Consider the following 12,163-nt stretch of genomic DNA (forward strand, 5'->3'; position numbering starts at 1 on the left):
ATACTCACGCCCCTCTCGCATTATTATTGTTTTGATCTAAATCTATGTTTGCCGGAGCCGACCCACCGGTCTTGCCTCCGTTCTTACCAGCCCCGTTATTATGTTGATTTTCACTAGCCAGTATCTCTTCACTTTTTTGTTTTATAGAATTCAAATCCGTTATCACGGAATCCACAAAAGAATCCTTGCCGCCATCTGTTAAGCTTTTTTTAACAGCATCTAATAGTTCTGTTTTGAAATCCATATCAGATGTATCAAGGTCGTAGCCGATACCATATATTTTCCCGGCCAGCATATCAGCCAGTTTATTCAATTCCTGCTCATTTTTATAATTTCTGAAATCAGGATATTTTTCCATAAAGTCTTCAATGACATGCGATAAATCATGATCATCAAAGCTCAAATTATCGATAATATCTTCAGCAGCGCTGCCGAATTTATTGCGCAGCCACTTTTTTATTTTGCCGGGTAGTGAATTTTCATCTTCCTTTTCGCCACAGAATTTTCTTATTTTCGTTTCCAGCGATAAAAGCTGATCCTCAAGCTTGTCAGCTATTTTTCTCATCTGATCGTTATTGATCCCGATAATTTTGGCTATAGATAAACCAGCAACCCTTTTTATGTTGCAGTATTCATATTCCGGATCGTAATCAGTTGTTTTATTTGTATCGAAATGCGGATTCTTATATAACCTGTATTCACCGTTGTCAGTATAAACAATTACAGCGAAGATATTCGGACAGTTCTTCACAGTTTTTTTATCGGTAGAGGACATTTCCAAATCGCCATTACGATGGTAATGCGCATCAACAAAATACTTGCCCGCGTATTTTGATACCAGAGGTGCGACAATTCTGTCTTGTTTTCTGGTAATATTTATCGAGGGAGCATAATTTTCAAATTTTCCCAACTCATCAACAGAGAATCTGATCAGAATTTCATAGCCACGTTTTTCTGATTCTTTGGCTGCTGCAGCAAAAATTTTCTGCAGTTGTTTGCTGCTTATTCCATTTATAATATTTGCTATAATTTTCCTGAACACTTTTCACCCCACTTTTCTGGCTTATATTAATTTATCGGCATGTTTTGAAAATAGTTGCTGAAAAATTACATCTTCTATGAAAACCTTATAGTATTTATTGGCAATTTATATTAGAATATTTCTGAGCGTAATATGAAAACCTGCCCGAAATGTAATAAAAAAAACGAAGACACCATTATTACCTGTGAATGCGGTTATGATTTCAGGGAAAACGTGGGTCAAAAATTATCCAAGTGGACCAGATTTTTTCACTACCATCAGCTGAACGCCAAATATAGCGCTCTTTTTGTAATCGCTTTGATTTTTGACATTTTTGCTATTATTTCACTAATCTTTATTATTTTCGGAGTTATACGTGGTTTTCACAGCGCTTCTTTTATGATGGTAATTTCCGCGATTCTTTTTGGTGTGCTGAGTTATCTGGTCTTAAAAGCATTTTCCGAAACCATCATTCTTTTTATAGGAATTGAGGAAAATACCAGTAAAACCAACGATATCCTGGAAAAAATACTGGAAAATTCAAAAACCTAGTCAACCTGAGTTCGACCAAATAATCCTTTAATTCCGCCTCTCTCTGTCACTTCCCTTCGACTAGGCTTGTATGATAAGCGTATCCTGTAAAATAGAGTTTACTCAGGGAACCGTTAAAAGCCATACTTCCCTTCGACAAGCTCAGGGTAAACTAGCTCAGTATGACTTTTTTGTCGTCCTTCCTCCTTCGTCTTTCTTCCTTCCCTTTCTCCGCGGGCGGAGAAGAGCTGGCCAAAGGCCTGAGAAGAGGCGGCATTATCAAACTCAGGTTAGTTATCTTTTTTTAAGTGCAAAAAAATTTCCTGATTTCCTTTTGAACCTTTAACCTTACTGGGAATAGCCTTTACATATATATAATTACTGCTCTCGCAGAACTCGATAAAATCAGCCAGGGTTTTAGCTACCAATTTTTCAGATTTAATTATACCTCCATCAGGAACTTCCTCTTTCTTAACTTCAAACTGCGGTTTGAATAACAACAGCAAGTCACCGCTCTTTTTTATCATATCTCCGATAGCCGGCAAAATAAGTCTAAGGGATATAAAAGAAAGATCGGCGACTATAAAGTCAGCAGGTAAATCGACAGTCGTCATAGTATTTTTTTTATGTTTCTTAACAAGCTGCCTCAACTTTGTCAGATCAAGTTCACGGATATTGACCCTTTCAATATTTATGACGTCAGGATTCACCCTTAATTTATGCGCCAGAAGACCGTAATTCACATCCAGCGTAATTATTTTGCCGGCGCCATTCTGTAGTAAATAATCAGTGAATCCGCCTGACGAAGCGCCGCAATCAATCCCTGTTTTACCGATGATATCCATATCAAACTCCATAAATACAGACGCCAATTTATCGCCACCGCGACTGACATAACTTGCCTTTTCCTGTTTAAGTCGGACCTTATCTTCTTCATTGACTTGTTCATGAATGGACGTAAATTTTTTATTCTGGCTGACCACATTCCCGCTAAGAACCTGGATACGTGCTTCCTCCGTAGTTTGCACCAGCTTATTTTGCAACAAGTATTCGGCTAAAGTCAGTTTCCGTTTCCTTTTTTCCATGATCATATAAGCATACACTTTCCACCTTAAGCCTTCAACTTCAACTTTCAACAATTTTAACACTTATCACTTATCACTTATCTCGTCCTGTATTTATAACTTCTCATTCATCATGCTTCGTCAGGCTCAGTATGACACTAATTGTTCCCTGTCACCCTGAGCTTGACGAAGGGTGGTTATTCACATTTAATTAATATGAGCCAACCTTCTCATCACCCTCTCAATCATCTACCCATTCACCCTCCAACCCACTCACTCTTTTTACTTAAAACCTTGCTATAAAGCCCTCTCCGGTATTACAATTTTTATAAACAAACCGGATTTGGGGGATCATAATAAAAACCTTAATGACAGTAATACAGATGTATCTTTATATATACAAGATAAACCTATGACAAAAAGAATTATTAAAATCATGATTATTACCTATGTAGTGATCATGCTGCTTCTGCCATTATTTTATTACCTGTTTGAGCGTGAAACCTCATCGGTAAAAATAACAGTAGGTATAAACCTGGACCAGAAGATACTCACCATCTTCGGGGATCCTTTCGCGCTTAACGATTTACTGTTGGACAATCAGCGGCTTCTTATTATCCAAAACAATAACACCTATACAACCGATGAAATAAAAATCAATCCCGCTGAAACTCATGAAGTCAGGATCAAAGACAAAGAAAATAAGGAAATTCAAATACTGTTTTCCCTGATAACCAATGAATTTAAAAAAATAGAAAAAATTAAAGTGCTGAGCAAATTTAATGTCAATATGCCGCGGATATCCATAAATAATACCAGACAGTTTGTGGACGAAAATAACACAGTAGATGTGGAATACAGCCTGATAGGTGAAAATGACGTTTATATCGATTTTCTCTATGGTAAAGTCCCGCTTAACAAAAAAATAACCAAACTTGCCGTATTTGCCGCCATTAAATTGAAAGAACTGGCAATCCTGACCGAAAAAAATTTACAAAAAGCAGCCATCTATTCCTGGCATCTTGCGCTTGTTGCCGGGAAAGTCTCATGGCAAGCATTAATACACCTAAAATCATCACTGGCATCTGCTTATAACCATATACTGAAAAAAGATCAAAGTGGTACTACTCATCCGGATATTACATTCCGGGAAAACTTCGATCGTAACTCTTTTTTCGCGGGAGAAACTGCCCAATCGCTGGAATTCCAATTGCTGAATAAAGACTTTTTACCCATAACAAATAAACAGGTCAAAATAAAACTGCTAATCTCTAAAAAAACCGGTACCCAGCTTGCGGGAGCGTCCGATGCAATAACCGATTCCAATGGTAATATAAAATTTTTTGTGAAGCCCGGCATAAAAAATGGCTGGTTCAAGCTGAAAATTGTTGCAGGGAAAAAATCACATACTTTTGAATATTACATTTACCCCGGCGACCCCTGGGTTATAAAAAATATGAAAGAAAGCGTGATTATAAACGCGCCTATTGGAAAACTTATTAAGAATGCCTTCATTATGAAAGTTGTCGACCGTTATGGTAACGCGGTTCCCGGGGCGCTTGTGGAGTTCTGGGAAAAAAATATAAATGATCAGGTAACAGCGAAATACGCCGAAATCAAAACAAATAATGACGGCTGGATCAAGCTGGATTATCGCATGGCAGACGAAGCCAAACGTTTTTTTATCATTGCGGTGCTTAAAGATTCTTCTTCACACATAACTTATACAGTGCAGACACAAGCTAAAAAACCGGAAAATATTGAGATTGTCGGAGCCGAAGAAAGGCAGGCTATTGTTGGACTTCCACTGAAAGAACCTTTTGTTATCAAACTGAAGGATACATATGAGAATCCCGTGTCCGATATCCAGGTTGTGTTTGTTTTGCGTAATGATCAGGGAGATGACCTGGATGAAAAAACCATAAGAACCAATATGTCCGGCCTCGCTTCTGCCAAGTTCAGTACACCTAAAGCTATAGGAGAATATTCAGTTGTAATTTACGTTGAAAACAAACCCGAACTGGAAGCTGGTATTTCTTTGCTCGTATTACCGGGATCAGCAGCTAAAATGAAAGCTCTTTCAGGTACAAATCAGGAACTGGAATGGGATAAAACGATTGATGAACCTTTAAGGGTAAAACTCTTTGACGCTAACGAAAATCCTATACCCGATGTTGATATAGAATGGAAAAAATCACCATTTCTAAACTGGGTCGAAAAAGATGACAAAACAGATACAGACGGAATTGCCAGAGCTATTGTCAGCGCCAGGAAAACCGATCTTAAAGAACAATATGTCATAGCCAGCGCCGGAAAAACAAAAACAGTTTTCAAGATCAAAGTCAAGGAACCCAGCAAATATCAACTGTACTTGCTATCCTCTCCGGTTATTAAAGTTTTTGCTGACCAGCGTTTACCGGAAGATATAGTTTTTTCGCTAAAAGACCAATATGATCACAAACTTCCGAATACTAAAATCGAATTTGAATATACTGTTACTCGCAGAGGTATTAATTATCAGCAGAATATTACCTCGCAAACGGATAAGGATGGCTTGGTCTCCATAAACTTTACAGTAAGCGACCAGCAGGATGAGATTAATTTTAAGGGGAAATATTATGACGGGAAAGTACCTATTATTACCTGGGTAAAAATTGATGTTATACCTGAAGGTATTTCCTTATTAAAGGTCAAACCCGATATCATGATATCTACTGTCAGCAAAAAAGTAGCCAAACCTTTTGAGATTTTTGTAGGGGACAACAATGAACGACCCATTGCCAACTTAAACCTGGATATAAGCCCCTTGAACGTTCCTGGAAAAGAAAAAATAAATCCTGTACGTGTTAAAACCAATAAAAAAGGTTTCGCTTATTTTTATCCGGAAATTGAAAAAACAGCAGGCAATTATGTTTACTTAATTAAGCTGAATACACTGACCAAAGTAATGACTGTGAATGCTCTGGCTGATGAACCCACAGAAATTAAAATACTGGAAAAAGGTAATAATATATATCCGGTTGGCAATTATGTTAAAAATCTTAAATTTACAGCCTATGATAAATATCACAACATTGTGACACAGGGTAAATTTCTTTACGGAGTAAATAAAAGTAAAAAAATATTGAAACACAAATTCAATCAGCCGGCCGTATTTACAGATACCGGGCTGGGATTATGCAATTTTTACATACCGGAAAAAGCAGGCAGATATTATTTATACATAACTGATTATAAATATAAGACCAAGGCGTTTTATCAGTTCAAGGCCAGAGGGATAAATATTAAAGCTATCGAGTTACAGGAAAAAATGACCGTTCCCCCTAATTTTGTCGTTGGAATGGAAAGCAAGGGAATATTACCTTTCAAAGTACTGGACCGCTTCGGTAATCCTATCCGCAAAGTAAAAATGAGCCTGGATATTTTCCCGCTCGGTTCAGAAAAGTCCGTAGCAGGAGTGGATATTATTACAGACGGTGGAGGCAAAGGAAAATTTTCCATTTTAATGCCGGAAAAAACCGGTACTTATCTGGCTAAAATTTATCCGGCTGAATTTAAGCAAAGCATCGAAAGAATTATTACCTTTAATCTTCTTGCCAAAGGTGTACAAAGCGCGACTGTTATCACTGGTGACAACCAACTGGTAAAAGCCAATACACGACTGAAAACCGATCTTGTAATGCTGGCCAGGGATTCCTATGGCAATCCGGTTTCCAACGCCGAAATTCGCTGGTCCTACATAGTAAAAGCAAATGGTGAAGAACGTTTCCTAACTTACACGACCAAAACAGATTTTAATGGTCTGGTCACCTTTAACTATATTGTTGATAACGAACCCGGTATCAGGGAAATAAAAGCTAATTATTTACAGAATAAAAAATGGAATTTTGTTACATTCTATATAAAAATCATAGCCAGCGCTGTAGATTCTCTAAACAAACTTGGTGGTGACAATCAGCAGGTAAAGGGAGGAGAAGAGCTAAGGGACGTCATTGCTGTAAAAGCCCTGGACAGTAAAGACGGCCCAGTACAAAATCTGCCTGTTTCCTTTGTTATTAAATCTCAGGCCGCGGATAATCAGGAAAAATCCAACCCTCTGGTTTACTTTACAGACGAGCAAGGTATAGCCCGGGCCAGATTGATCGCTCCTTTTAAAAAAGGTAATTATCAGATAGAAGTTTACTCCCAGAATAAAAAAGTAGTTTATAATCTTCGCGTACTTGCCACTACCGAAGCTATTCCTGCTGAAAAACCGGAAGTGATCGCCATTACAAGTCCGGTAAAAATAGAGGGAAAAATTCAGCCACCCACATCCAATACGCTGCCGGAAACCAAAATAACCAAACAAGAACTGTCGGAGCAAATGACCAGTAAAATTGAAATAAGTTTAAATAAACGGACTTTTTCTTTTGTCAGCTCTGACAATGTAAAATTGTATACTGAGGGAGAACCTCTGCAAATTTCCATTCATAATAATAATCCGCGGATGAATAAACTGCTTTTTCAGATAAACGAACGCAAATGGAAAAAACAGGTTATTTTGCATGCGCAGGGAAGTACACAGATAAAAATACCGCCGGCATATGCTCCGGGTTATGAAAATTTAAAGATTTATAAGTATTTGGGTGTTGGTGTGCTCAGTATCAAATATAAGATTAAGGAATTCCGTATAAATACCTATGATTCCTCTAAATTTTCTTTAACAGCTCAGGATGACGTACAAAAAAACGCTGAAGTTTATGAAAACGTCAATTTTGAATACAAAATTGATACTGATGAATCTATAGAAAACAATATCTTGCCGGTAATTTTTCAGGTTAAAAATTTCAGTACAGGCAACGAAATCATCAGCACTGACATAAAATGGCAGCAAACCAACCATATGCAGATATTTAATTACATTTTCGAGAAAACAGGAGCCTATATTGTTGAATTCAATTCTAATTTTTCCAAAAATAAATTATCCTATTATGTTAATGTTCAACCCTCCTCTATCATAGTTCAAAAATATCAACCAGCAAAAGATATTGGCATTGATAAAATGAAATCACTTATATCCATACCGCTAAGCTTCAGGCTGACCGATGCGCATACTCACCTGCCGCTGGCAAACGAGCCGGTGCACTGGGAAGTCAGTAAATGGCCGGAAAAATCTTTTATTCAATTTGCAGAAAAAACTCAAACAGACAAAACCGGCCTGGCTCAAAACACATTTGTTATAAACAATATTCCAGGAAAATACCAAATCAGGGCACGTCGCATGTCGAAAATCAACATTCCTATTGAATTTGAGTTTAACCTCAATTATTATAAGTAAAGCTGGTATGACAAACGCTCTGCAATTAAATCTTTTTATTCTGTTATGGTTTTCCCATGCTTTAGCCGACTTTCCATTACAGACCAACACTATATTCCGGCTGAAGGTTAAACATATTTGGGGTATTTTTGTTCATGCCCTGATTTTTCTGGCCATAGCCATAGTTTTCACTTATCCTGTTTCTATAAAATCTTTACTGTTTATAATCTGGTTAATAGTTGTTTTCCTGTCACATGTGCTTTTTGACAAAATCAAACTGGTTTTCAGCCATAATATTATCCAAAAAGAGTTGCAATATTTTATTCTGGACCAGTTACTACACATAGGCGCTCTGGCAACAATTTTTCTTCTCCCCCTAAATCTTAATCCGACTTTACTGGAACAGAATATCGTTCTCCAAGAGTTACAAAAAGCAATGCTGGTCAAGGATTTACGCACTTTTATTGTTTACGCTTTTGTGGGTATTATTTTTATTTACGCCACTTACGCAATTGATGTTATCCTTTATTATTATGACCGGACTATCAATACCAAACTTCAAAAATTAAAATATAATTTGATTTCCATGTTTTACAGAGGTTTGATAGTACTGTTATTTATAACGTCGTTTTACTGGTTGAGCATCTTGTTGATCCCTGTTAATTATTTTATCAACAAAATGACTTTGATATACGATAAACGCAGGTTTATTATCGAAAGCACCTTAATTATTATTTTACTAATGACACTAATGATAGGAAGCAGAGGTTTATTATGATATTTGATGCTTTATGGACAAATTTTTTCAACAAACAACATTTGAACATCAGAGACTATCTCAAAAAAGTTCCTGTATTTAACGACATCAACGATAGAGATTTGAAACGTATTGAGCGTTATGTTATCCGCAGGAAATTTCTGACAAACGAATATATTTTCAGAGAAACCGAACCCGGAGCCGGGATGTATATCATCATCAGTGGTGAGGTTAAAATCCAGCTGGAAAGCGGCAAACAGGTCAAAGAGCTGGCTTGCCTGAAAGAAGGTGACTTTTTCGGGGAAATGGCCTTGCTGGACGAATCGCCACGGTCAGCCTCCGCCCTTGCTGTCAGTGACACGGTAGAACTTATTTCTTTTTTTAGAGGTGACCTGCTCAAGGTAATCGAAGAATATCCGAATATTGCCTGTAAAATCTTATGGAATATCGGTAGTGTTATCAGCGAACGTTTAAGAAAAAATAATGAGCTTCTGCATATGTGCCAGAAGAATAATTAAAATGAACAATCCGGTCCGAACAAATTATAATCTGATACGCGACATAATAATCCTTGTAGTATTAATTGTACTCGTCATTTTTTTTACTATAAAATTTTGGAGTGTTTTTTTCCCGTTTATTTTGTCTGTGATTATTGCTTATCTTCTCAATCCGCTTATCGGCAAACTGAATATAAAGTTCAATATGAACAGAATTTGGGCTGTACTACTGATTTATTTCGTTTTTTTCCTGGGAGTTGGTATTTTTATCTATATATCCATACCGATGGTTATCAAAGAATTTTTTACTATCCAGCATAATCTTCCTTCCTATATTTCTTATATAAAAGAATATTTTGACGCTCTGGCTGTTAAAATTCACGGAATCTTCCCTAACATTTCCGTGCAAGACCTGAATGTAGTAAATAAATTTCTTAATAATAGCGACAGCACTTTGTTCAATATATTCAAAAATGTACCTATGCTTATTCAAGGTTTGATAAATCTATTAATGCTTTTAATCCTTGTACCGTTTATCACTTTCTTTTTATTAAAAGACGGTCAGATCCTCAAAAAACGTTTGTATGAATTGATACCCAATCAGTACTACGAATTATACAGGAACCTTGCGTACAGAATGGATAAACAGCTGGGCAATTACATTCGCGGTCAGGCTTTGGATGCTTTGATCTGCGGTATCCTCACCACAATTGGTTTATGGATTATCGGTGTAAAATATTTTGTTATTATCGGCATGCTGGCCGGTATCGCGAACCTTATTCCTTACTTCGGGCCATTTATTGGTTTGATAATGGCAGTAAGCGTATCTATTCTGGATAAAGGTTTTAACATGCAGTTCATCCTGGTCATCGGTGTAACTATATTAATAGTCCAGCTCATTGATAACCTGCTGGTCAATCCTGTTGTTGTGGGAAAAAGCGTAGATTTGCATCCTCTTGTAGTTATGATCGCAATCATGCTGGCTGGGGAAATAGGAGGACTGCTGGGCATGCTGCTGGTTGTTCCCTTTGTTTCTGTTCTGAGGATCGTGATTATTGAGTTAAGTTCGGAATTCAAATACAGAAAATATATCAAACTCAAGCAATCTGATTAATTTTGTAATATAATAATCTTCTGACTAAAGCAACAAAGGAGTGTTTTCAATGCCTAAAATTGCTATCATTATAGCTTTCCAGCGTTTTAGAGACGAAGAGTTTTTTGTACCTTATGAATTATTTATTAAAGAAAAATATCAGGTAACGGTTTTTTCCTCACAAAAAGGAATAGCTACGGGTAAACTTGGTAAAAACTTTAACGTGGAACACACCATCGATGAACTGAATGTCTCCGGATATGATGCTGTAATGTTTGTGGGGGGGTCCGGTGGTTATGATTATATTGGAAATGAAACAATCAAAAAAATCATTATTGAAACTGTAGCGCAAAACAAATATCTTACTGCTATCTGTATGGCGCCTCTTTTGCTGGCACAAAGCGGTGTTATGAAGGGGAAAAAGTCGACCGTCTTTTATGATGAAAAAGATAACATAGGTAAATATGAAGCAATATATATCGACAAACCTGTCGTCACTGATGGTAAAATAATTACAGGGAATGGGCCGGCCGCCGCCAAAGCTTTTGCTGAAACTATTATAAGCAGGCTTCATGGCTCATAAAAAAATCCTTATTACCGGCGGTGCGGGCTTTATCGGCTCACACCTGGCACAGGAAGCGTCATACGACGGGCTCAACGTTGTAGTTCTGGATAATCTGAGTAGTGGCAAGCCGGAGAATTTAAACGGTTTAAATAATATCGAAATAATTGAGCAGGATATCCGCAACGCTGATTTTATTAATAAACTTTTTGCTCGGGAAAAATTTGATCTGGTGTTTCATGAAGCTGCAATAGCATCAGTTCAAAAATCAATAAGTGATCCGAAAAATACTTATAATGTAAATGTTACGGGAACGAACAATATCTTTAAAGCAGCATTGGACAATGGTGTAGAAAAAGTTGTATTCGCTTCTTCCGCCGCAGTCTACGGCAACGATCCGTTATTGCCTAAAAAAGAAATATATACCCCGCGACCTGTTTCTCCATATGGCCAACATAAACTTGAAAATGAAAATACAGCCAAAAAGTTGAGTGCGAAAAAGAAAACTGACTTTGTAGCTTTGCGTTATTTTAACGTTTTCGGCGAACGACAAGACCCTGACAGTGAATATTCGGGCGTCATTTCCATTTTCATGAATAAAATTTCCAAAGATTTGCCCATCAATATCTATGGTGACGGACAACAGACAAGAGATTTTATCTATGTAAAAGACATAGTTAAGGCTAATTTCCTGGCAGCAGAAATAAATACCGACAGCTTTTCTTCATTTAATGTGGGTACAGGCATACAAACATCCATTCTGGAAATGGCTAAAATAATTTATAAGTCTTATCAGAAAAAAGAACAAATAAATTTTTTGCCTGGCAGAAAGGGTGACATAAAACATTCACTGGCCGATATAACAGCCATCAAGACATATTTGGACTTTTTTCCGGAATGGCAAGTAGCATCTGGTATAGATCAAATTGTTAAACACAACGGTTAAAGCTTGCACGATTAATGTATCAAGTATTTTCAATATAAATTTTTAAAGTTTGCCAATTTCATTTTTGTGTATTAAAATGTTTTCTGAATTGGGGGTCAAAATAAAATAGGAATACACTATGCCGGAATATCAAACAGTTGATCAAGACAAAATTCTGGAATTCGTAAAATCTTATTTAGATATAATAAGCACTAATGTCATAGAGATTTCCCACAAAAGAAATACACTGAAATCCAGAGTCAAACAGTTATCCCTCAATTATAAAATCCCAAAAGACTTTGCCAACTATATTTCATTGTTTCTGATGGTAACCAAGTTTATATATGTGGAAAATAAAATCTGGAAGGTCAACGGTTCATTAATAGAAAAACTTGAACGTCCCGGACTTCTTTCCAA

General features: G+C 36.8%; 10 protein-coding genes. 8 read left to right on the forward strand and 2 right to left on the reverse strand.

What is annotated here, in order from left to right:
* Nucleotides 1-4 precede the first annotated feature (4 nt).
* Nucleotides 5-1,042: a hypothetical protein gene (locus PHV30_03725; protein MDD5456122.1), complete on the reverse strand. Its 1,038-nt coding sequence runs from the start codon at nt 1,040-1,042 to the stop codon at nt 5-7.
* 132 nt (nt 1,043-1,174) lie between these two features.
* On the opposite strand from PHV30_03725, the gene PHV30_03730 reads away from it, so the two are divergent.
* Nucleotides 1,175-1,573, forward strand: coding sequence for a hypothetical protein (locus PHV30_03730; GenBank protein ID MDD5456123.1), 399 nt, complete (start codon nt 1,175-1,177; stop codon nt 1,571-1,573).
* A gap of 269 nt (nt 1,574-1,842) precedes the next feature.
* Here PHV30_03730 and PHV30_03735 read toward each other — a convergent pair whose 3' ends face one another.
* Entirely contained in the window at nt 1,843-2,700 is an 858-nt protein-coding gene (locus PHV30_03735) for a TlyA family RNA methyltransferase (GenBank protein ID MDD5456124.1), read from the reverse strand.
* A gap of 328 nt (nt 2,701-3,028) precedes the next feature.
* Between PHV30_03735 and PHV30_03740 the strand changes: the two genes are divergently transcribed.
* The 7 genes from PHV30_03740 to PHV30_03770 form a co-directional block, all read left to right on the forward strand.
* Nucleotides 3,029-7,933, forward strand: a complete 4,905-nt coding sequence (locus PHV30_03740) for a hypothetical protein (protein ID MDD5456125.1) — start codon at nt 3,029-3,031, stop codon at nt 7,931-7,933.
* A 7-nt stretch (nt 7,934-7,940) separates the two neighbouring features.
* Entirely contained in the window at nt 7,941-8,690 is a 750-nt protein-coding gene (locus tag PHV30_03745; GenBank protein ID MDD5456126.1) for a DUF3307 domain-containing protein, read from the forward strand.
* Nucleotides 8,687-9,187, forward strand: a complete 501-nt coding sequence (locus PHV30_03750; protein MDD5456127.1) for a cyclic nucleotide-binding domain-containing protein — start codon at nt 8,687-8,689, stop codon at nt 9,185-9,187. Before PHV30_03745 ends, PHV30_03750 begins: the two co-directional genes overlap by 4 nt.
* Nucleotide 9,188: 1 nt before the next feature.
* Nucleotides 9,189-10,280: an AI-2E family transporter gene (locus PHV30_03755; GenBank protein MDD5456128.1), complete on the forward strand. Its 1,092-nt coding sequence runs from the start codon at nt 9,189-9,191 to the stop codon at nt 10,278-10,280.
* A 49-nt stretch (nt 10,281-10,329) separates the two neighbouring features.
* Nucleotides 10,330-10,842 (forward strand): DJ-1/PfpI family protein, encoded by a 513-nt coding sequence (locus PHV30_03760; GenBank protein ID MDD5456129.1) that lies wholly within the window; start codon nt 10,330-10,332, stop codon nt 10,840-10,842.
* Nucleotides 10,832-11,767 carry an SDR family NAD(P)-dependent oxidoreductase gene (locus tag PHV30_03765; protein MDD5456130.1) on the forward strand — a complete coding sequence of 312 codons (936 nt, stop codon included), beginning with the start codon at nt 10,832-10,834 and terminating at the stop codon, nt 11,765-11,767. The genes PHV30_03760 and PHV30_03765 overlap by 11 nt, the downstream gene beginning before the upstream one ends.
* A 118-nt stretch (nt 11,768-11,885) precedes the next feature.
* A partial coding sequence (locus tag PHV30_03770; protein ID MDD5456131.1) for a hypothetical protein occupies nt 11,886-12,163 on the forward strand: 278 nt, incomplete at its 3' end.

This window comes from Candidatus Margulisiibacteriota bacterium, from assembly GCA_028715625.1.
Lineage (GTDB): Bacteria > Margulisbacteria > Riflemargulisbacteria > GWF2-35-9 > GWF2-35-9 > JAQURL01.

Bases quoted from the DNA above. Each gene is read 5' to 3' on its own strand.
- PHV30_03730 (MDD5456123.1), top strand. From the start codon at position 1,175: ATGAAAACCTGCCCGAAATGTAATAAAAAAAACGAAGACACCATTATT.
- PHV30_03740 (MDD5456125.1), top strand. From the start codon at position 3,029: ATGACAAAAAGAATTATTAAAATCATGATTATTACCTATGTAGTGATC.
- PHV30_03745 (MDD5456126.1), top strand. From the start codon at position 7,941: ATGACAAACGCTCTGCAATTAAATCTTTTTATTCTGTTATGGTTTTCC.
- PHV30_03750 (MDD5456127.1), top strand. From the start codon at position 8,687: ATGATATTTGATGCTTTATGGACAAATTTTTTCAACAAACAACATTTG.
- PHV30_03755 (MDD5456128.1), top strand. From the start codon at position 9,189: ATGAACAATCCGGTCCGAACAAATTATAATCTGATACGCGACATAATA.
- PHV30_03760 (MDD5456129.1), top strand. From the start codon at position 10,330: ATGCCTAAAATTGCTATCATTATAGCTTTCCAGCGTTTTAGAGACGAA.
- PHV30_03765 (MDD5456130.1), top strand. From the start codon at position 10,832: ATGGCTCATAAAAAAATCCTTATTACCGGCGGTGCGGGCTTTATCGGC.